Below are 20,386 nucleotides of genomic sequence, written 5' to 3' on the forward strand. Positions count from 1 at the left end.
GAAGATGCAACTCAGCCTCGGTCCAGTTCTGTACAATTGGGCGCCGGAACGCTGGCGCGACTTCTATTTCCGTATCGCCGACGAAGCGCCGGTCGACGTCGTATCCGTCGGCGAGATCGTCTGCTCGAAACGATCGCCGTTCTTCGCAGACCACATCCCGGGCGTCGTCGAACGACTGCAGAGGGCGGGCAAGCAGGTGCTGCTGGGCTCGCTGATCCTGGTCTCGCTGCGGCGCGAACGCCGCCAGACCGAAGAGCTCGCAGCAGCCGAAGGCGTGCTGGTCGAGGTGAATGATCTGACCTGTCTCAGGGCGCTCGCAGGCCGGCCGCACGCCATCGGGCCCTTCGTCAACATCTACAACGAGGCGAGCGCGGCCTTTCACGTCGCACAGGGGGCGCGGCGAATCTGTCTACCTCCGGAGCTGCCGCTGACCTCGGTGGCGGCGATCGCGAAGGCTGTTCCCATCGTCACGACCGAGGTGTTCGCGTTCGGCAGAGTGCCGCTCGCCATCTCGGCCCGTTGTTATCATGCGCGCCTTCACAAGCTGGCCAAAGACAATTGCCGCTTCGTCTGTGAGAAGGATCCGGATGGTCTGCTGCTGAACACGCTGGAGCAGCAGGATTTCCTCACCGTCAACGGCGTGCAGACCCTGTCTCACACCTGCGCCAATCTGCTGGGCGAGATCGGCCTATTGCGCGAGAGCAATGTCGGCTCGCTGCGCCTGTCGCCACAGGATTGCGACATGGTCGCCATCGTCAGGACCTTTCGCGACGTGCTCGACGGTCGTGACGATGTCGATAGCGGCAATCACCGACTTGCGGCGGCCTATCCTGGTGTGCCGTTCTCGAATGGGTTCCTGTGGGCCGAGCCAGGTCACCTCTATCGCCAGGCCCGATCAGGCGATGCGCAAGGCTCGGTGTCGCAGATCGGGGCCGTCTAACCCGGATAGAGTTACGGCAGTGTCCGGACAATCCCAGGAACAGTTTCGGCGGCGCTCCGTTAGCGCAGCGAGCTTCCCGGGAGTTGTCCATGACCGATTATCCAAAGCCTCCCTTTCCGCCGCAGCAGCAACCGATGCCCGGTTCGACGCGGGCGATGCAGCCTCGGCCGGATCACGGCGAGGAGAGTTACAAGGGCGCCGGGCGCCTGGCCGGAAAAAGGGCGCTGATCACCGGAGGCGACAGCGGCATCGGCCGTGCGGTCGCGATCGCCTATGCGCGTGAAGGTGCCGACATCGTCGTCTCTTATTTGAACGAGGACGAGGATGCAGCCGAGGTCAAGGCGCTGGTGGAGCGGGAGGGACGCAAGGTCGTCCTCATTCCCGGCGACATCAGTAATCCCGATCACTGCCGGTCCATCGTGCGTCGCACCGTCGAAGAGTTCGGCGGCATCGATATCCTCGTCAACAATGCGGCGCATCAGGCCACGTTCAAGGACATCGGGGACATCAGCGACGAGGAATGGCAGCGCACGTTCGAGACCAACATCCACGCCATGTTCTATCTGACCAAGGCCGCGGTCCCTCATATGCGGCCGGGCGCTGCGATCATCAACACGGCGTCGGTGAACTCGGACATGCCAAACCCGAGCCTGCTGGCTTACGCCACGACCAAAGGGGCCATCCAGAATTTTACCGGCGGGCTTGCGCAGATGCTGGCCGAGAAGGGCATTCGGGTCAACGCCGTTGCCCCCGGTCCGATCTGGACGCCGCTCATACCCTCGACCATGTCGGAGGAAAGGGTCAAGAACTTCGGCAAGCAGGTCCCGATGCAGCGCGCCGGCCAGCCGGCCGAACTTGCAACCGCCTATGTCATGCTGGCCGATCCGCGCTCGAGCTACACCTCGGGGGCTACGCTCGCCGTCACCGGCGGCAAGCCGTTCATCTGATCGAACGTGCCTAGAGCGTGGTGAGATCCGAGCGCGCGCCTCTCCTTCGAGACGACCGCTTCGCGGCCTCCTCAGGATGAGGCTAAGCAGCATTCGTGACTTGTCGAAACGAGCGCCACGCCACTCAGTCCTCATCCTGAGGGCCCGCCAACGGCGGGCGTCTCGAAGGATGGCCACAGGCGTGATCGCTCCATACGCGACAGCCCTGCGGCGCGCAGGGACGATGCTTCGCATTCTGCACTAGCACGAGGATCGTGGCAGCGCCGGAGGCCGGGCTGCCACGTCTTGGTCGGCAGATCGATCAGGCGGCGTTGGAGGCCTTGGCGTTGACGCCCTTGCGAAGCGCCACGGTGTTCAGCTTGGTGTTGGCGGCCTTCTCTTCGTTCAAATTGGTGGTGAGGAAGCGCACGATGTCGTCGTGGCCGAGCTCTTCGGCCCAGGCGATCAGCGTGCCGTAGCGGCACATTTCATAGTGCTCCACAGCCTGCGCGTTGGCCACGATCGCGGCATCGAGCACGGCCTTGTCCTCGATCTCGCCGGCGGTCGCGTCGGCTTCCTCGATGAGGCCGTCGATGGCAGGACATTGCGTGCCGCTGGGCTCCTTGCCGAGCTTGGCGAACACCTTGTTGAGCCGTTCGACCTGCTTATTGGTCTCGTCCAGATGCGCTTTCAGGCCGGCGGCGAGATCCCGGTTGGTCGCCTTGTCGATCATCTTGGGCAGCGCTTTCAGGATCTGCTGCTCCGCGTAATAGATGTCCTGCAGGCCGTGCAGCAGCAGGTCTTCCATCGATTTGATATCCTTGGTGAAGAATCCCATAAACGACGCCTCCTTTTCACAATGATGGCAGTGGAACGCTGCGCGGCCGCAGCTGTTCCATTCCCGTGTGCAGACCAGGAGAGCCGAATGAACGATGGAATCGATCATCTTGCGGGCCTGCTCGGACGGGCCGCGATGGACGTGTGGGGCGACATGCCTCGCGACATCCAGGAAGCGCTGTTCGAGACTGCCATGAAGGGACGCGAGACCGAGCGCGAGGAGCTCGCTCGGCTGCTGCACGAGCGGCATCCGCGCACGCTTCATCCGGCCCGACCGGGATGATGCAGGGAAGCGGAACGATCGCGCGAGCTCATGATTGGTAAACTGACTGGTGCGTCGCCGAATGGCTCGAATGAAGCCGCGGCAGGCGCATCGCCAACCGTTGTCGAATCTGTGAGTTGATCGTGACTGAGGTGAACATCGGAAAATGGTACGACCCGATCTCGGAACGATGGATCGTGCCGCGCCAAGCGCACACCATCGCCGGATATGGTCAGTCCGGCGGCGAGAAGGTGCCGGAGGGGCGCCAGAAGGGCGAGGTGCAGCGGATCTGGCAGCTGCTGGTCGATTGCTGCGCGCGTGGATGATGCCGTTCCAAAGTCGGGCGCGCGCCGTGACCATGCATTGTGTCATCGCGCGATGACTGACTGCGAAGGCAACGGCGATTGGAGATGATGAGACCCTCTCGCGTCGTCGACGCAGCAAGCAGCGAATCCTTTGGTCGCACTATTGCAGGGCAGCAATGGCGGTCATCTCGAGCTTGACGCCCGGACCGAGATCGGCCACGCCGATTGCGGCGCGAGCCGGCAGATCAACTTCTGCGAAGTGCGCTTTCCAGACCGCGTTGAACTCTGCCTTCTCCTTCAGATCTATCATGTAGATCGTCACCTGCAAGACGTTGGCTGGATCGGATCCGAGGGTCTTCAACAGCTGCGTCAATTGGGTGAGCACGTCCTTGGCCTGGCCCGACATATCGAGGCTGGTGTCCTCCGGGACGATGCCTCCGATGTAAAGCACGCCATTGTGCTCGACCACTTCGTGAAGCAGACCTTCGTACGGCAAATCGCGTTTGATCATGAGGGGTCCGTTGTCGCTATGAGAGAGCGGCATATCGCACATTTCTAGCGCTTTGTCTGCGAATCGCCGCCTGATCCGGCGATGGTTGCCATCCCTTGCGTGCGCACGACAGCCCGGCGTTTCTGTCGGCGCTGATCTCGGCGACATCCCGGCGCAGATCGGTATACTGCCGCCACGTGCCGGAACAAGGAACACACGATGGACGATACGATTGGCTTCCCGGACCCCGGTCTTGACCTGTCCGACGGCTTCAGGCCGCACACCTCGCATTGGGGCGTGTTTTCGGCGCGTCAGGGCGCGGCTGGCCTCGAGGTCAGGGCCTATGCGGGCGATCCCGATCCGAACGGCATCATCGACAATTTCCCCGGCGCGCTGCGCCACCAGGCCCGCATCGCTCAGCCGGCGATCCGCCGCGGCTGGCTCGAGCGCGGGCCGGGCCCCGACAATCGCCGCGGCCGCGACGAGTTCGTCCCGGTCAGCTGGGAGAAGGCGCTCGACTTGCTCGGCGACGAGCTCGGCCGCATCCGCGATACGCGCGGGCCGGGCGCCGTGTTCGGTGGGTCCTATGGCTGGTCGAGCGCGGGGCGTTTTCATCACGCCCAGAGCCAGGTGCATCGCTTCCTCAACATCGCGATGGGCGGCTACGTGCGCTCGGTGAATACCTACTCTTCGGGGGCGTCCTCGGTGCTGCTGCCGCAGATTCTGGCGGGCTACGAGGACATCACCAAGCGCAACGTCACCTGGGAGCAGATCGCGGCCGAGACCGAGATCGTGCTGGCCTTCGGCGGCATGGCGCTGAAGAACTCCATGGTGGCCGGCGGCTCGATCAGCAAGCACGTCGAGCGCTGCGCCATGGCGACGGCGCGCCGGCGAGGCTGCGAATTCGTCCTGGTCAGCCCGCTGCGTGACGACCTGCCGGTGGAAGCCGGCGCGGAATGGATGAGCTGCGTGCCCGGCACCGACACCGCGCTGATGCTCGGCATCGTCCACACGCTGGTCAGCGAAGGTCTGCACGACCAGGCCTTCCTCGATCGCTACACCGAGGGCTGGCCGGTCTTCCTGCGCTATCTCATGGGCGAAAGCGATGGCCAGCCCAAGCACGCCGACTGGGCCGCCGCGATCTCAGGCGTTGATGCCGGGACCATTCGAAAGCTGGCGCGACGGCTCGCCGGAAAGCGCGCGCTGATCACCGTCTCGCATTCGCTGCAGCGCGCCGAGCATGGCGAGCAACCGGTGTGGATGGGCATGGTGCTGGCGGCAGCCCTCGGCCAGATCGGCCTTCCCGGCGGCGGCTACGCCTATTCGTTAGGTGCGATCGGCTATTACGGCCGCCGCGTCAACGACGTGCCGGGGCCGACGCTCGGGCAGGGCCGCAACGGCGTCGCCGATTTCATTCCGGTGGCGCGCATCGCCGACATGCTGCTGGGTCCCGGCACGACCTATCGCTACAATGGCGAGACGCGCACCTATCCGGACATCCGCATGGTCTATTGGGCCGGCGGCAATCCCTTCCATCATCACCAGGACATCAACCGCCTGCGCAAGGCCTTTGCGCAACTCGACACGTTCGTCGTGCACGAGCTGGCCTGGACCGCCACGGCGCGGCATGCCGACATCGTACTGCCCGCGACAATGACGCTCGAGCGTGAGGACATCGGCTATTCCACCAACGATCCCCTCATGGTCGCCATGCACCAGATCGCCGAACCGTTCGGGCTTGCACGCGACGATTACGATATCTTCGCCGATCTCGCCGAGCGCTTAGGGGCTCGCGAGCCCTTCACCGAGGGACGCACGTCGCGGCAATGGCTGGAGCATCTCTACGAGCCGACCCGCGCCTCGCTCGCGAAGCGTGGTCTGGAGGCCCCGAGTTTCGACGAATTCTGGGCGCGCGGCAGCCTGGTTGTGCCGCAGCAGCCCGATGACGGCGGCCGGCTGCGTCGCTTCCGTGAGGATCCCGTCAACCACGCCCTGCCGACGCCGAGCGGGCGCATCGAGATTTTCTCGGCCAAGATCGCGGCCCATGGCGATGCGGATTGTCCGGGACATCCGGTCTGGCTGGAGAAGACCGACATGCCGAAGCCGGGCTCGCCCTGCTTCCTCGTCGCCAACCAGCCGGTGACGCGCCTGCACAGCCAGCTCGATTTCGGCGGCCATTCGCTTGCCGCCAAGCATCGCGGCCGCGAGGTCGCGCGAATGAACCCGGTTGATGCGGACGCGCGCGGCATCAGGGATGGCGACATCATCCGCCTGTTCAACGCGCGCGGCGCCTGCCTTGCCGCGGTCCACGTCACCGACGGCATCGCGCCTGGCGTCGTGCAGCTTCCGACCGGCGCCTGGTACGATCCGATGGATCCCGAAGACGAGGCGCCGCTCTGCGTTCACGGCAATCCCAACGTGCTCACCCGCGACGTCGGCACCTCGTCCCTGGCGCAGGGCTGCACCGGTCAGCTGACGACGATCGAGGTGGAGAAGTTCACCGGCAATCTGCCGCCGATCCGCGCGTTCGATCCGGCGTAGGGAGCGGCAGTATTGCGCCTTGCCCCGGACGCAGCGCAGCGCTGCGCTGCAGAGCCGGGGTCCATCTCTCCGCACTGGATGCAGTCGCCTTCTGGGTCCCGGCTCTGCGCCGCAACGCTCGCGCGCTGCGGCTTGACCGGGGACATGTAGGGCTGGATCTGACGCGACAACGCGCATCGCGCGCTAGGAAAAAGGGGCCGTCCTGTGTGGGCGCAGGACGGCCCCGAGAGGCTCGCAGGGCCGGGAGGAGGAGGGCGCGAGCCGGGCAGATCGATCATGCGGCAGCGCTGGCGATCCAGTTTCTCTCCGGAGAAGGACGGCGCGGTGGAGGCGCCCCGACCGCGCGCCGTTCGCCCTTGCTGGCGAGGCGCCAGCGCGCCGGGGACTCGCCGCTGATGCGCTTGAAGACGGTCGAAAAATGCGCCTGTGTGCTGAAGCCGACGGCCAGCGCGATCTCCGCCAATGGACGCTCTGTGGTCGCGAGCAGCGTCTTCGCATGCTCGGTCCGGCGACGGAGCAGATATTCGCGAGGACGGTAGCCGGTCGCGGCGCGGAACTGTGCCGCAAAATGCATCCTGGACAGGCCGGCGACATTGGCGAGCTCCGCCAGGCTGATGCAACGGCCGAAATGATCCGCGATATATTGCTCGACGCGCCGCAGCCGCCATTTCGGCAAGGCATTGACCCTGACGCGCGGCAACGCCATTCCCGCACGTTGGCTTTCACGGGCGATGACCGGTGTTGGGCGAAGCACCTCGTGATCCCGCGCGCCGGCCGGACCGTCGGCATGCGCCGTCTGCAAATTGTTCGACATCGCTCATCCTCTCCTGGCTTTGCCGCGGTTTGCGACGCCCGGCAAACGCGCAAACCAATGCTTTCCATGGTCGGACGATAGGCGTGAGCCGGCCAGGACGCCCGTTAGGGGTGATGAGGTTCTGTTAGATTTTGTGCGACTGCGTCGGATGCGGCAGCTCGCCGCAGCAGCGCGCGGTGGCTGCTCGCAACACCGATCTACCCTCGAAGTCATCGCGCTATTCGAAGACGGCATCGAAAATCTCGACATCCATGAGCACGGGTTTGGCGATCACGGTTCCATCTGGCCGCAAGGTCTGGATGCGTCGAAGCGTTGGCACGACGATGCCGCCAAAACTGTCATGGGCCCAGGAGGAGTGCGCGATCTTCATCCCGAACAACTCGTGATCCGTGCGCCGCTGCAGGGCGCTCTCGTCGAAATAGAAGATCTGTTCGGGCGCGAGCGTGACGATGTGCGAGGGGAATCGCGCCCGCAGGCGCCGCCACGTTTCGGTACCCTCTCGCCAAGGCGGCAGCTCTTCCACCATGACGTCCTGATGGGCGAGCAGGAACGGGTTTGTCAGGTAGTTCCAGATCGCCGCGCCGCAGAAGAAAACGAGCTGCAGTTCGTCCGCAAGGGCAGGCGAGCTGAGTTCGCGGAATGTGAGGCTCGGGCTCCGCCAGGTTCGCAGGACTTCACCATCGAGGCTCTCGATGGTGACCGCGTCCGGCTGAAAGGAGCCGGAGTACGCGCCGCCGGTAATGCCGGTGAAGCGGACCGACTGCGTCCGGATCGTGCCCTCCGCGGTCACGTCCTTGAACTCGCTGGCATGTCCGGCAGTGGATAACAGCGACCCGCCAACGGAAAGGTGAAGCGTGAACCGGTTCAAGCTATTCCAGCGGGCCATTCCGCCGCTGGCATCGATCACATCATCAAGAAGCGCCATGTCCCGCCATATCCACCGTCCAGTGCCTTCACCATGGCGGGGCGTACGGGGCTTGGCGTGTTAGAAGTTGTTAGGACTTGCGAGCGGGCCCGTGACGTTACCTCATTGAGGATGCTCTCAATTCCGGGCGAAGCCAGGACGATTTGCGAAACTGGCACAGCCGACGCAGAATTGATCCGGCTGCCGGCCTCGCGCGTTGCCGATCCGGTCGAGATCGGGAACACTGAGGCCGTCCGGGCTTTGGTAGCGAGCGGACATCAATGACAATACCGAGCTCCCGCCCTGTGATCGCGAGCGGCAGGTTGAGGGCGGGCCGCTTAATGAACTGGGAGCACATCAGATGACGACAGAGCGCGCAGTTTTGGCCGGGGGCTGCTTCTGGGGCATGCAGGATCTGATCCGCAAGCAGCCGGGCGTGATCTCCACCCGCGTCGGCTACACCGGAGGGCACGTCAAGAACGCGACCTATCGCAATCACGAAGGACACGCCGAGGCGATCGATATCATGCTCGATCCCGCAAGGACCAGCTTCCGGACCATGCTGGAGTTCTTCTTCCAGATCCACGATCCCACCACGCTCAATCGCCAGGGCAATGATCTCGGCACGAGCTATCGCTCCGCGATCTTCTATACCAGCGAAGAGCAGAAGCGGATTGCCGAAGACACCATCGCCGACGTCGAGGCGTCGGGCCTTTGGCCGGGCAAGGTGGTGACGGAGCTCGCCCCCGCTCGCGAATTCTGGGAGGCCGAGCCTGAGCATCAGGACTATCTCGAACGCTATCCGGACGGCTACACCTGCCACTTCATCCGGCCCGGCTGGAAGCTGCCGAGCCGCGCGGCCGCGGTGGGAGGGTAGATCGGGTCGCGGCCTGTCAGCCGCGCAATTGCGCTATCAGCTCGCGGGCCATGCGCATATCGGAGATATCGGATCCTTCGGCGAAGGATCCGGTGGCATCCTTCAGAACCGCCAGGGCGTCCGCGCGCTGGCCTGCGCCGATCAAGAGCCGCGCGAGACTAGTTGCACAGCGCAGCTGCCAGAAGCGGGCGCCCTGCCGGACGGCAATGTCGATCGCCTCGCGAAAGCGCGCCTCGGCGTCCCCCGAATGCAGCGCGCTTCTGAGCATCAATTCTCCCTTGATGCGGATCAGCTCCGGCAGATACCAGAGCTCCTGCCGGTCGTTGCAGCGGGCGAGGGCGTCCTCGATCACGTCGAGGCCACGGTCCACCTGGCCGGCCTCCAGGAAGCACGCGGCGAGCTCGCCGAGCAGCGGGAGAAAGCGCGGCAGGAAGCGCGCGTCGCCGGCGCGATTGAGCTCTTCGCGCAGCAACGGCAGGCCCGTCGCGACGTCGCCGCGCCTGGCCATGACTGCGGCGTTGAAGGCCCGTGCCCAGAGGCCCCACAGCCGGATCGCATGGCGTTCGGTGTGCTCGAGCAGCTCGGTGCCGTGGCGCTCGGCGGCATCGAAATCGCCGGACCAGAATGCGATCGGGCAGGCGGCCTGTCCCAGCACGCTGCAGAATGTCAGCGCATGGCCGTTGGCACGGCCTTCCTCGATGTTGTTGGCGGCGAGCGCCTGGGCCTGATCGGCGAAGCCCTGCAGCCACTGGATCCGGGCCCGGAAATATTGCGTCGATATCCTGAGATCGAGCGGGAAGATTTTGGGCTTCTCGACCAACACATGCAGCGAGGCGTTCACCCGGTCGATCCGCTGGCGCGCCTCGTTCTGGTCCCCCAGATAATGCAGCGCGACGGCCATCAACCGGTCGCCCAGCATGAGATCGGTCTGATCCGATGAATTCGCCGCGGCGTTGGCAAAACGGTCGGCGAGCGCGCGGGCCTTGCCGAATTGCCCGTTGTTGAACTGGTCGATGCACAAGCCCCAGAGCGCGCGCAGCCGGAAATCCTTGTCGTCGAGGCTCTCGGCGAGCTCGAGCGTCGTCTCGAGGATCGGGCGCGCCTCGCGCGCGCGGCCCTCGCCATACATCAGCGACCAGCCGAGTGCCGAGAGCAACTGCATGCGGATGCGGTCGTCGTCGCGGTCGTCTCCGAGTGCCGCCAGCGCCGCTTTACAGCGCTCGCGGCATTCGGCGAACAGCGAAAGACGCACCCACAGCGTCACCGCAGTCGCCGTCAGCGCGATGCCGAGCCTCGCATCGCCGTCGGGCGTGAAGGCCCAGTCCAGCGCTGCGCGCACATTGTCCAGCTCGCCACCATAGGTGCTCAGCCATTCGGGAAGCGGCGTCGAATTGTCGGCCCCCGCGCGCTCGAAGAAGTCGCGAAAATGCTCGGCATGGCGCCGCGCGAACTGCCCGACTTCACCGAGCTCACGCAGCTTGCCGAGTGCGTAGGTGCGCGTGGTGTCGAGCAGGCGATAGCGCAGCGTCCGCGAACCGGATGGCGAGATCAGCGATTTGGCGACCAGGCTGTCGATCGCCGCCAGCGTCTCCGAGGTGCCAAGACCGTCGCCGGACGCGACCGCGGCGGCGGCCTCGGGCGCGAACGGCCCGGCGAACACCGACAATCGTCGCAAGGTGGCGCTTTCCGCCGGAGGCAGCAGGTCGTAGCTCCAGTCGAGGGCGGCGGCGAGCGTCTGGTGCCGCGGAACGGCCGTGCGCCGCCCGCGCCATTGCAGCGAAAAGCGGCTGTCGAGCAGGGAGGCCGTGCCGGCGATGCCATAGGCATTGACACGGCCCGCCGCGAGCTCGATCGCCAGCGCAATGCCGTCGAGGCGCCGGCAGATGTTGGCGACGAGTGGTGCCTCTTCGGCGCTGAGCTGGAACGGTCCGGAGCTCTGCGCGATGCGCTCGACGAAGAGCTGGGCGGCGGGATAGGCGAGGACCTCGGCGACGTCGAGGTCCTCGCGCTCGGGCGGACAATCCAGCGGAAACAGCCGGAAAATCCGTTCGCCTTCGCTGCGGAACGACTCGCGGCTGGTTGCGAGAACACGAAGCTGCGGTGCCTCGCGAACGAGGCGCTCCACGATCGGAGCCAGCGTGTCCAGCACATGCTCGCAACTGTCGAAGATCAGCAGGGCCGGTCCGGTCTTCAGAAATGTCAGGAACGCCGGGGTCGGATCCTCCGAGCTGACGGTCAGTCCGAGGACGGAGGCGATGGTGGTCGTGACATGGCCGGCGTCGCGTAGCGGACCGAAATCGACGAAGAAGACGCGGCCGCCGAAATCCGCCGAGCGGCGATGCCCGACCGTGACGGCGACGGCGGTCTTGCCGATGCCGCCCGGGCCGACCACGGTCATGAAGCGATGGAGCGTCAGGCCGTGCGAGATCTTCTCGACGATCTCCTCGCGTCCGATCATCTTCGCGAGCAGAGCGGGCAAAGAGCGGGGAGGGGCGATTTCGACGGAGGCTGGCGCGACCTGCGGCGCCGCTTGAGCGAACGGGGCGACGAAGCAATAGCCACGGCCCGGCACGTTGAGGACATAGCGGGCCGACTTGCCGGTATCGCCGAGCACCTTGCGCAACGCTGCGACATGAAAGCGCAGGCTGCCCTCGTCGACATTCACGTCGGCCCAGATGCGCTTGACCAGCTCTCGCTTGTCGACGACTTCCCCGGCGCGCCCGGCAAGCAGGATGAGAATATCGAGCGCGCGGCCGCCGACATGAAGCGGCTCCCCCTCCTTCTCCAGGAGCCGGGACTTTGGAAACAGCCGAAATGGCCCGAATGAAATGACCGAGTCTTGAGTGTTGTGAGCTGGCACGTGCCATTGCCCCCGCGACGGGAGTCAAAAGGTATTTTATTCTGGTCTAGCAGAACGAGGCGTCCGGTAAACTGGCCGAAAGCCGCATGGCTGACAGACCTGCCTGGATGGCTTGGGCCGGCTGCGGCCAAAGAAATACCCCTTGAGACGGAAAGGGTTAGGTCGCCATGGTCTGAGGCGCCTTCCTTGTGACGATGCGCGCCGACAGCGTGACGAGGCCCATCAGCGCAGCGAGCAGCCAGAACGCCATCGGCAATCCGGCAAGACGTGCGACAAAGCCGACGCCGGCAGGGCCAATCAGGATTCCTGCATAGCCTGCGGTCGTGATCGCCGCGACCGCGAGGCCCGTCGGCATCATTGTTTGCCGGGCCGCCCGGCGGAAAAGCACCGGCACGAGGTTGGACGCGCCGAGCCCGATCAGCAGGAATCCGGCGATGGCGACTGCCGCAACCGGCGCCGTGAGCAGGACCGCAAAACCCGCGATCGCAATTAGGCTGCCCCACAGCAATGTCGCGCGGTCCCCGATGCGCGCAACGACGGCGTCGCCGCCGAGCCGGCCCGCGGTCATCGCGATCGAGAACACGATGTAGCCGGCTCCGCCCTGCGCCTCGGTGACGAGACCCGCGCCGATCACGAGCAGCGCGCCCCAATCGAGCATCGCGCCCTCGACCAGGAAGGTGATGGCGCCGAGCAGGGCGAGCAGCAGCACCGATCCGTGCGGCAGCACGAACAGCGGACCGTCCTGCGCCTGCACGTTGCGGAGCAGGCGCGGCCAGGTCACGAGCATCGCGATCAGCATCAGGGCAGAGCAGATCAGCGTGCAGGCGAGCGTGCCGAATTGCAGCGAGAGCAGCGCCGTCATCAGCGCGGATCCGGCAAAGCCCCCGATGCTGAACAGCGCGTGGAAGCCGGACATCAGCGGGCGTCTCGCGGCGCGCTCCACCTCCACGGCATGGATGTTCATGGCGACGTCGATCGAGCCAAGCGCCGCGCCGAATGCGAACAGCGCCAGCGCCAGCGTTGCGGGCGAGCTTGCGATCGCGAGCAGGGGCAGGACCAGCGCCAGACCGAACCCGCCCGCTAGGATGATCGGCCTGCTGCCGTAGCGCGCGCTCACGATTCCCGTCAGCAGCATCGCGACGACGGAGCCGATACCGAGGCTGAGCAGGAGCAGTCCGAGCACGCCGTCATCGACGCCGAGCCGCGCCTTCGCGAACGGCACCAGCGGCGCCCAGCACGCGATGCCGAAGCCCGCGACGAGGAAGGCAAGCCGGGTCGCAAGGCGGGTCGAGGGCCGGTCGGCAGAAGACATTGAATCTCCGGGGGAAGCAGGGCAGGACGGCCGACAAGCCCGACAAATGCCGCAGCTTTATGTCCGAGGCGATTCTGCATTGTCGCGGGCAGCCCGCGCAAGCCGCAAGCGGACGCGCAGGCCCTTTGGCGCATTGTCGAGCAGCTCGAGCGTTCCGTCATGCGCGATCACGATCGCCTGCGCGATCGAGAGGCCGAGACCAAATCCGGCCATCTCGTCCATGGTGCGGGCTTCCTCGCCACGCACAAAGGGCTCCAGCATCGCCGCCTTGCTTTCGTCGGGAATGCCGGGCCCGTCGTCGGAGACGTCGATGACGAGCCGGTCCTCGACCGTCAGCAGCGCGACGTCGATTTGGGTTCCGAAGCGCGTTGCGTTCTCGACGAGGTTGGTGACCGCGCGGGTGATTTCGTCGGGCCGCAGGATGAAGGCGGCCCTGTCGGGGCCGGAATAGGTCACGGCAAATCCTGAATCCGAAAACTGCTCGCAAACCATTTGCAGCAGCGCCGCGACGTCCACCAGCGTCGGCTTGACCGGGCTTTCGCTGCGCAGGAACGACAGCACCGATTCCAGCATCGACTGCATCTGGTCGAGGTCGCGCACGGTCTGCGTGCGTTGTGCCGGATCCTCGATATATTCCGAACGCAGCCGCAGACGCGTGATCGGCGTGCGCAGATCATGGCTGATGGCCGCCAGCATGCGGGTTCTGTCGTTCATCAGCGTGGTGATGCGATCGCGCATCCGGTTGAGCGCTCTCGCCGCGGACCTGATCTCCTCCGGTCCGTTCTCGGGCAGCGGCGCGGAGGACCGGCTCAGGCTGAAGTCCTCCGCCGCGCGCGCGAAGGCCGACAAGGGCGAGGAGAGCGCGCGGCCGGCCCAGACGCCGAGCAGCGTCAGGCTCGCCACGAGGAACAGCAGCGTCGAGGTCCAGAGGCCGCTGACGAAGGCCGGCATCTTGGGCGATCCGATCCTGGCTTCGAGCACCTCGTCGCCCGGAAGGTAGAACCAGACGCGCTCGTCGCCCGCGCCGCTGCCGCGAACGAGCTCGGCCCTGACCCCGAGCGCGGAAGGGATGGTCAGGGATGTTCGCATCGACTGCGGCGTGGGGGAGGCCGAGCCGCCTCCTCGCAATTGGAGCTTGAGCGCTGGAAAGGTTCGGCTGACGCTGTCGAGGACCAGCGCGCGCTCGGCTTTCGGCGTGTTGGCGACGATCCGCACGATCAGTTCGAGCTGCTCCAGCGGCGTGTCCGCCAGCAGCTTTGGGTGGTTGAGGAGAAAATACCCGGCAATCAGGACATGGATCAGGATCAGCGATCCCAGGATCAAGGCGGCGATCTGGCCGCTGATCCGCCTGAAGCTGAACAGCGCGACGATATCGGCGGCGCGGCTCATGCTTCCTCCACCACCGGCGTGAAGACGTAACCGCCGATGCGGACGGTCTTGATCACGGAAGTGCCTTCCGTCCGGTCGAGCTTGCGGCGCAGCCGGCTGACCAGCACGTCGATGCTGCGGCCAAAGCCTCCGCCGGGACGACCGCGCGTCATGCTCAGCAGGTTGTCGCGGGCGAGAACGCGTCCTGCCCGCTCGCAGAAGGCCTGCAGCAGATCGAACTCGGCACTGGTCAGCGGCACCTGCGCGCCCTGCGGGTCGCGCAACTCGCGCAAGCGGAGGTCGATGGTCCAGCCCTGGAATTTGAGACGCGCAGGGGCGGAGCCGGCGGCGAGGCCGCTCGATCGCCGGCGCAGCACCGCATTGATCCTGGCGAGAAGCTCGCGCGGGTTGAACGGCTTTGCCAGATAGTCGTCGGCGCCCATCTCGAGACCGAGGATCCGGTCGAGATCCTCGCCCTTCGCGGTGAGGATGATGACTGGTGTCGTGGCGTCCATCCGCAGGCGGCGGCAGAGGCTGAGGCCGTCCTCCCCCGGCAGCATCAGGTCGAGGACGATCAGGTCGACCCGTTCGCGGGAGAGATGGCGGTCCATCTCCTTGCCGTTCGCGACCGCGTCGACCGAGAAGTTGTGATCGTGCAGATAACGCGAGATGAGTTCGCGGGTCGGCTTGTCGTCCTCGACGATCAGGACATTCGGGCTGCCGTTGGTCATGATTGAAATCGCATCGGGGGCGCCGATCGTTGGTCGATTTGCGGACGAATTTCCCGTCCGAAGCACGATGGTCATGGCAATCCTAGGGTCAGTCGCGGCTCAGCGCCACCACGGGGTCGAGGAACGCGGCGCGGCGGGCGGGGAAGAAGCCGAAGGCGACCCCGATCCCGGTCGAGGTCACGAACGCAGCCCCGATCGAGAACGTCGAATAGCTGACCTCGAACCCCGGCACGGCCAGGTTGATGGCGAAGCCGAGCAGCACCGCGACAAGAATGCCGGCGATGCCGCCGATGGACGAAATCAGGGTCGCCTCCACCAGGAACTGCTGGAGGATGTCGCTGCGTCTGGCACCAACCGCCATGCGCACGCCGATCTCGCTGATCCGTTCCGACACGGAGACCAGCATGATGTTCATGACGCCAATACCGCCGACGACCAGCGAGATCACCGCGATCGCCGCCACCAGGAATGCCAGCGTCTGCGTCGTGCTGGTGATGGTGCGGCGGATGTCGTCGGTGTTGAGGATAACGAAATCCCTGGTGTTGTGCCGCTGCGTCAGCAACGTCGTCACCGCGTCCTGCGCCAGATTGGTCGAGACATCGTCGCTGATCCGCAGCAGGATACTGCGCAGCGAACGATCGCCCGTGAACTGGGCCTGCACGGTGGTGTAAGGCAGGTAGACCGACAGGTTCTGGTTCGAGCCGAAGCCGCCCTGCTGCTGGGCGATCACGCCGACGATGCGGCACGGCACCTTGCCGAGCCAGATCACGCGCCCGATCCCGGAGGTCTGGTCGTCGGCGAAGAACGTCTTGCGGGTATTGTCGTCGATGACGGCCTGCCGCTCGATGTTGCGGATCGTGTCGGTGTCGAACAGGCGGCCCTTCGCGAGCTTGGCACCCTTGACCTGGAAATAGCTCTGACCGACGCCGTTCACCAGCACGTTGGACTCGTTGCCGCGATATCGCACCGTCGTGCTGGTCGAAACCGTCGGGGTGACCCCTGCAATGAAGGCCTGCCGGTCGAGCGCGCGGGCGTCGTCCAGCACCAGCGTCTTGATCTTGCTCGCCCGCGCGTCGCCGAAATCCTTGCCTGGAAACACCTCGATCGTGTTGGTGCCGAGGCTCGAAATGTCGGACAGCACCTTGCGCTGGGACGCGTTGCCGAGCGCCACCACGGACGACACCGCAGCGATGCCGATGATGATGCCGAGCATGGTGAGGAAGGCGCGCAGCCGGTGCGCGGCCATCGCCACCAGCGCCATCCGCGAGGCCTCGCGCAGGTGCCGCAAGGCGCCGGACCAGCCGGGGACGTCGTCCCACGGCTTCCGGGATACGGCGACAGGCGGCTCCGGAGCGTCCGTCGTCCCGGTGCGGCGATCGGAGACGATGTTACCGTCCCGCAGCTCGATGATGCGCTCGGCCCGTGCGGCGACGTCGGCATCGTGGGTGACGATGATGATCGTCCGCCCCTCGCGGTGCAACTCCTTCAGGATCTTCAGGACCTCCTCGCCGCTGCGCCGGTCGAGCGCGCCGGTGGGCTCGTCCGCGAGGATGACCTCGGCGCCGTTGATCAGCGCACGTGCGATCGAGACACGTTGCTGCTGGCCGCCCGAAAGCTGGTTCGGGCGATGGCCGCGCCGCTCGTTGACGCCGAGTCTTGCGAGCAACTGCTCGGCGCGCGCGCGGCGATCGCGGGCCTTCATCCCGGCATAGATCGCGGGGATCTCGACATTCTCGCCGGCCGAGAGGTCGCCGAGCAGATGATAGCGCTGGAAGATGAAACCGAAATGCTCGCGGCGCAGCGCTGCCAGCGCATCAGCATCGAGCTCGGAGACGTTCTGGCTGGCGACGCGATAGGCGCCGGATGTCGGGCGGTCGAGACACCCGAGGACATTGAGCAGCGTCGATTTGCCCGATCCGGACGAGCCGATGATCGCCACCATCTCGCCGGGCTGGATGCTCAGCGAGACATCGTCGAGCGCGATCACGCTGACGTCGCCGGCCGCGAACTCCCGCCGAACGTTTTCGAGTGCGATGATCGGATCGACCATGTCAGGGACCTCCGGGCGGCCCACCTGGCATGCCGCGCGATGCGGTCTGCTCGTTGGCCTCTACAGTGACGACCCGCTCGCCCTCGTCAAGGCCGGACCTGATCTCGACTGTAGTGCGGTCATTGAGCCCGGTCTTGACCTCGCGCTCGCGCACGTCACCCGACGCGTCGAGGATGCGGACGGTGCTGCGGCCATCCGATTTGCGCAGGACGGCGAGGGCGGGAACCACCTTCACGCGTTTCGCTTCGCCAGTGACGATGTGAACCTCGGCGGTCATGTAGGTTCGTAGCGAAAGCTGCTTGTTCGGGACGTTGAAGACGCCGATGTAATAGATCGCCGTGCTGGTCGAGCTCGACGAACTCGTGCTCGACGTCGAGCTGGTGGTGGTCGAGGAGAAGCTGGCGTCGCTCTTGATCGACTCGGGTGCCGGCTCGATCTGTTCCAGCCGGGCTTCATAGCGATGGTCCTGGTCGCCGAGGATGGTGAAGTAGAGCGATTGCCCCGGCTTGACCTTGACGATGTCGGCCTCGGAGATCTCCGCCCGTACCGTCATGGTCTCGAGTTGGCCGAGCACGACGATGGTCGGCGCGGACTGGACCGCGTTGACCGTCTGCCCTTCCTGCACCACGGTGGCAAGCACCGTGCCGTCGATCGGCGCGGTAATGCGGGTATAATCGAGGTTCACGCGCGCGGTCTCGACGCTGGCTTCCGCCCCCGCGATCAAGGCTTCGAGGGCGGCGATCTGGGCGCGGGTCTGCCGCACGGTCGCATCCGCGCTGTCGAAATCGCTGCGCGAGGTGGCGCGTTGCGCCAATGTCGCCTGCTGGCGCGCGAGGTTCGCCTCGGCCAGAACCAGGGTGGCCTCCTTCTCGACTTTCTGCGCACGGTAGTTCTTCAGCGACGCCTCGGAGTTGCGCAGATCGTTCTGCTTGGTGACGGGGTCGATCTGGGCGATGACGTCGCCGGCCTTGACCGCATCGCCGACGCGGACGTTGAGGGCGGTGATCCGGCCCGACACCTGTGCGCCGACCGCGGTCAGTCGGGCCGGTTTCAGCGTGCCGCTTGCGAGCACCTCCTCGCGCAGATCGCTGACGGCGACCGGCGCCGTGATGTAGGACTGCGCCTTGCTCGACGTTCCCGGAAAGCGCGTGGCCGCGACCACGCCGGTGGCCACGACGGCAATAATCGCCGCGGCGATCTTCAGGCGTTTGGCGGTGATGATCTCGGTCACTTCTGCGCCTCTCGCAAGTGAGGTCCCGTGTTGGTGTCCACGATGATCGGCCTCGACACGTCGACCGGATCGGACCAGCCGCCGCCGAGCGCCTTTGCCAGCGCAACGTAATCCTTGGCCGCCGACACCTTGCTCTGGATCAGCGAATCCTCGGCGGAATAAAGCGAACGTTCGGCGTCCAGGACGTCGATGAAGCTGGCGCTGCCGGTCTTGAACAGCGAGCGCGACAGCCGCGCGGCTTCGCGGTAGTTCTTGGTCGCTTCCGACAGCTTGGTGGCACGCACGCGTTCGCGCGAGAGCGAGACCAGGGCGTTCTCGACGTCTTCGAGTGCGGTGAGCAGGGTCGAATGGAATGTGGCGAACGCCTGGTCGCGTTGCGCCTCCACAATCCTGACGGTGGCCAGGCGCTTGCCCGCGTCGAACACCGGCACGGTGATCGAGGGCCCCACCGACCAGCTCAGGCTCGAATATTTGGCGAGATCGCCGGCACGTATCGCGGAGGTGCCGACCGAACCGGTCAATGACACCGCCGGATAGCGGTCGGCCTCCGCTTGGCCGATCTTGGCGGTCGCCTGCGCCAGCTTGCGCTCGGCACTTGCAACATCGGGGCGGCTCATCAGGAGATCGGCGGGCAGTCCCGTGGGCAGGGGCATGCGCGGCGCCGGCACGGGCGCGGACCGTGCTAGCAACGAGGCGACGCCGTCGGGCGGCCGCCCGAGCAGGATTGCGAGCCGGTGAATGTCGGCCGCGAGCGCCGCCTGATAGGTCGGAACGTTGGCTTCCGTGCTCGCGGCTTGCGCAGTGGCTTTGGCGAGATCGACCGCGTTGCCGCTGCCGGCTTCGTATTTGCTGCGGGTGAGCTTTTCGGTGTCGCGCTGCGAGACCGCGGTCCGCTGCGCCAGCGCGATCCGCGCCTGATAGCCGCGCGCCTCCACGTAATAGGCGGCGACGTCGCCGATCAGCGTGACGAGGCTGTTGCGCAGATCCTCCTCGGCGGATTGCGTGCTGCGCAGCGCCGCCTCGATGCCCCGCTGCGTGCCGCCGAACAGGTCGAGCTCCCAGCTCGAATCGAAGCTGGCCTGGTGAAGCGAGTAGGGCGCGCTGTCGACGAGGACGGACGAGGAGCCGGCGCTGGTCTTGTTGTTCGTCACCGAGGCCGTGCCGCTCACTGACGGAAACAGACCTGCCGCCGTCTGTTGCAGCGTGGCGCGCGCCTCGCGCACGACGGCTTTTGCCTTCGCGACGTCGGGATTGGCTTCGACGGCCTCTTCGATCAGTCGGTTGAGCAGGGGATCGCGCAAGCGCAGCCACCAGCGATCAAGCCTGCCGGCGTCCCGATGCGGGGCGGTGCTGGTGCTCCAGTGCGAGGGCAAGGCGAGCCTGGGCGGGCCGGCATAATCCGGGCCGACCGCGCAGCCAGCCAAGGCGCTGCCCAGCATCAGCGCGGCGCAGGCCCATCCGGCGCGCGACATGGGGCTGCGCAACGGCGCGGGCTTTGGACGATGAGCCTCCTTGGCAGATGGCAGGGGACTTGCGACGAACACGTAGGGCGGCATCAAATCGGCTGAAATCCATGGACCTCGGTCCGGGGGAGATTCGCTGGTCCTCTGGGGAAGGGTGAGGCGACCGCCACTAGCCGGCCGATCGTGGCCTTTCGGCAGCCGGAATGTTGCTGAATGTAAACAGGTGTTGCCGGACGTCTCGGCGCGGCCGAAGAGCAGATGCTTGGTAGCCCGTAGCCCGGATGAGCGCAGCGACATCCGGGGGCGCTCGCTCGACATCTCGCGCTGTCCCGGATGTCGCTGTGCTCATCCGGGCTACAGCACCTTGCTGTGCCGCTCCGCTGTCAACCCACCTGTACAAAAAGATTCCACTTTACCGAAATTCGGTTTTAGCGTATGTGTCGACCATCCCGGTTCACCAAGAGGGGCGATCATG

16 protein-coding genes and 1 pseudogene are annotated in these 20,386 nt (G+C 65.8%); 6 read left to right on the forward strand and 11 right to left on the reverse strand.

The annotated features are described in order from the left end of the window. Positions 1–4: 4 nt before the first annotated feature. Together ubiV and XH84_RS07190 are read left to right on the forward strand one after the other, a co-directional pair. Complete coding sequence (ubiV, locus tag XH84_RS07185; RefSeq protein WP_128916125.1) at positions 5–940, forward strand: ubiquinone anaerobic biosynthesis protein UbiV; 936 nt, start codon at positions 5–7, stop codon at positions 938–940. Between the two features lie 89 nt (positions 941–1,029). After that, positions 1,030–1,887: an SDR family oxidoreductase gene (locus tag XH84_RS07190; protein WP_128916126.1), complete on the forward strand. Its 858-nt coding sequence runs from the start codon at positions 1,030–1,032 to the stop codon at positions 1,885–1,887. A 301-nt stretch (positions 1,888–2,188) separates the two neighbouring features. On the opposite strand, the gene XH84_RS07195 is transcribed toward XH84_RS07190, so the two are convergent. After that, positions 2,189–2,704 (reverse strand): YciE/YciF ferroxidase family protein, encoded by a 516-nt coding sequence (locus XH84_RS07195; protein WP_128916127.1) that lies wholly within the window; start codon positions 2,702–2,704, stop codon positions 2,189–2,191. Positions 2,705–2,791: 87 nt separating this feature from the next. On the opposite strand from XH84_RS07195, the gene XH84_RS07200 reads away from it, so the two are divergent. Then, positions 2,792–2,986, forward strand: coding sequence for a hypothetical protein (locus tag XH84_RS07200; RefSeq protein WP_128916128.1), 195 nt, complete (start codon positions 2,792–2,794; stop codon positions 2,984–2,986). A gap of 122 nt (positions 2,987–3,108) precedes the next feature. Further along, on the forward strand, positions 3,109–3,291 hold the full coding sequence (locus XH84_RS07205) for a hypothetical protein (RefSeq protein ID WP_128916129.1): 183 nt from the start codon (positions 3,109–3,111) through the stop codon (positions 3,289–3,291). A gap of 139 nt (positions 3,292–3,430) precedes the next feature. On the opposite strand, the gene XH84_RS07210 is transcribed toward XH84_RS07205, so the two are convergent. Then, positions 3,431–3,823 (reverse strand): RidA family protein, encoded by a 393-nt coding sequence (locus XH84_RS07210; RefSeq protein ID WP_164935820.1) that lies wholly within the window; start codon positions 3,821–3,823, stop codon positions 3,431–3,433. Positions 3,824–3,979: 156 nt separating this feature from the next. Between XH84_RS07210 and XH84_RS07215 the strand changes: the two genes are divergently transcribed. Further along, positions 3,980–6,301: a molybdopterin guanine dinucleotide-containing S/N-oxide reductase gene (locus tag XH84_RS07215; RefSeq protein ID WP_128916130.1), complete on the forward strand. Its 2,322-nt coding sequence runs from the start codon at positions 3,980–3,982 to the stop codon at positions 6,299–6,301. A 274-nt stretch (positions 6,302–6,575) separates the two neighbouring features. Here XH84_RS07215 and XH84_RS07225 read toward each other — a convergent pair. Both XH84_RS07225 and XH84_RS07230 read right to left on the reverse strand, forming a co-directional pair. Beyond that, positions 6,576–7,001 (reverse strand): annotated as a pseudogene (locus XH84_RS07225) (helix-turn-helix domain-containing protein); the annotation flags it as partial. 331 nt (positions 7,002–7,332) lie between these two features. After that, positions 7,333–8,040 (reverse strand): hypothetical protein, encoded by a 708-nt coding sequence (locus tag XH84_RS07230; RefSeq protein ID WP_128916131.1) that lies wholly within the window; start codon positions 8,038–8,040, stop codon positions 7,333–7,335. Between the two features lie 340 nt (positions 8,041–8,380). Here XH84_RS07230 and msrA point away from each other — a divergent pair, with 340 nt between their 5' ends. Then, a complete protein-coding gene (msrA, locus tag XH84_RS07235; RefSeq protein WP_128916132.1) occupies positions 8,381–8,896 on the forward strand; it encodes a peptide-methionine (S)-S-oxide reductase MsrA in 516 nt (171 codons plus the stop codon). Between the two features lie 16 nt (positions 8,897–8,912). On the opposite strand, the gene XH84_RS07240 is transcribed toward msrA, so the two are convergent. From XH84_RS07240 to XH84_RS07270, 7 genes are all read right to left on the reverse strand, one after another. Beyond that, positions 8,913–11,756, reverse strand: coding sequence for an ATP-binding protein (locus XH84_RS07240; protein ID WP_128916133.1), 2,844 nt, complete (start codon positions 11,754–11,756; stop codon positions 8,913–8,915). A 157-nt stretch (positions 11,757–11,913) separates the two neighbouring features. Beyond that, on the reverse strand, positions 11,914–13,068 hold the full coding sequence (locus XH84_RS07245) for an MFS transporter (protein ID WP_128916134.1): 1,155 nt from the start codon (positions 13,066–13,068) through the stop codon (positions 11,914–11,916). 57 nt (positions 13,069–13,125) lie between these two features. After that, positions 13,126–14,457 carry an ATP-binding protein gene (locus XH84_RS07250; protein WP_128916135.1) on the reverse strand — a complete coding sequence of 444 codons (1,332 nt, stop codon included), beginning with the start codon at positions 14,455–14,457 and terminating at the stop codon, positions 13,126–13,128. After that, a complete protein-coding gene (locus tag XH84_RS07255; protein WP_164935821.1) occupies positions 14,454–15,167 on the reverse strand; it encodes a response regulator in 714 nt (237 codons plus the stop codon). Before XH84_RS07255 ends, XH84_RS07250 begins: the two co-directional genes overlap by 4 nt. 88 nt (positions 15,168–15,255) lie before the next feature. Continuing rightward, positions 15,256–17,217 carry a MacB family efflux pump subunit gene (locus XH84_RS07260; RefSeq protein WP_128916137.1) on the reverse strand — a complete coding sequence of 654 codons (1,962 nt, stop codon included), beginning with the start codon at positions 17,215–17,217 and terminating at the stop codon, positions 15,256–15,258. Position 17,218: 1 nt separating this feature from the next. Next, positions 17,219–18,448 carry an efflux RND transporter periplasmic adaptor subunit gene (locus XH84_RS07265; RefSeq protein ID WP_128916138.1) on the reverse strand — a complete coding sequence of 410 codons (1,230 nt, stop codon included), beginning with the start codon at positions 18,446–18,448 and terminating at the stop codon, positions 17,219–17,221. After that, positions 18,445–19,920 (reverse strand): efflux transporter outer membrane subunit, encoded by a 1,476-nt coding sequence (locus XH84_RS07270; RefSeq protein ID WP_245471644.1) that lies wholly within the window; start codon positions 19,918–19,920, stop codon positions 18,445–18,447. The genes XH84_RS07265 and XH84_RS07270 overlap by 4 nt, the downstream gene beginning before the upstream one ends. Between the last annotated feature and the right edge of the window lie 466 nt (positions 19,921–20,386).

It is taken from the genome of Bradyrhizobium nanningense (genome assembly GCF_004114535.1).
Lineage (GTDB): Bacteria > Pseudomonadota > Alphaproteobacteria > Rhizobiales > Xanthobacteraceae > Bradyrhizobium > Bradyrhizobium nanningense.

Coding starts and splice junctions, on each gene's coding strand:
- ubiV (WP_128916125.1), top strand. CDS start 5: ATGCAACTCAGCCTCGGTCCAGTTCTGTACAATTGGGCGCCGGAACGC.
- XH84_RS07190 (WP_128916126.1), top strand. CDS start 1,030: ATGACCGATTATCCAAAGCCTCCCTTTCCGCCGCAGCAGCAACCGATG.
- XH84_RS07195 (WP_128916127.1), bottom strand. CDS start 2,704: ATGGGATTCTTCACCAAGGATATCAAATCGATGGAAGACCTGCTGCTG.
- XH84_RS07200 (WP_128916128.1), top strand. CDS start 2,792: ATGAACGATGGAATCGATCATCTTGCGGGCCTGCTCGGACGGGCCGCG.
- XH84_RS07210 (WP_164935820.1), bottom strand. CDS start 3,823: ATGTGCGATATGCCGCTCTCTCATAGCGACAACGGACCCCTCATGATC.
- XH84_RS07215 (WP_128916130.1), top strand. CDS start 3,980: ATGGACGATACGATTGGCTTCCCGGACCCCGGTCTTGACCTGTCCGAC.
- XH84_RS07230 (WP_128916131.1), bottom strand. CDS start 8,040: ATGGCGCTTCTTGATGATGTGATCGATGCCAGCGGCGGAATGGCCCGC.
- msrA (WP_128916132.1), top strand. CDS start 8,381: ATGACGACAGAGCGCGCAGTTTTGGCCGGGGGCTGCTTCTGGGGCATG.
- XH84_RS07245 (WP_128916134.1), bottom strand. CDS start 13,068: ATGTCTTCTGCCGACCGGCCCTCGACCCGCCTTGCGACCCGGCTTGCC.
- XH84_RS07250 (WP_128916135.1), bottom strand. CDS start 14,457: ATGAGCCGCGCCGCCGATATCGTCGCGCTGTTCAGCTTCAGGCGGATC.
- XH84_RS07255 (WP_164935821.1), bottom strand. CDS start 15,167: ATGACCAACGGCAGCCCGAATGTCCTGATCGTCGAGGACGACAAGCCG.
- XH84_RS07260 (WP_128916137.1), bottom strand. CDS start 17,217: ATGGTCGATCCGATCATCGCACTCGAAAACGTTCGGCGGGAGTTCGCG.
- XH84_RS07270 (WP_245471644.1), bottom strand. CDS start 19,920: ATGTCGCGCGCCGGATGGGCCTGCGCCGCGCTGATGCTGGGCAGCGCC.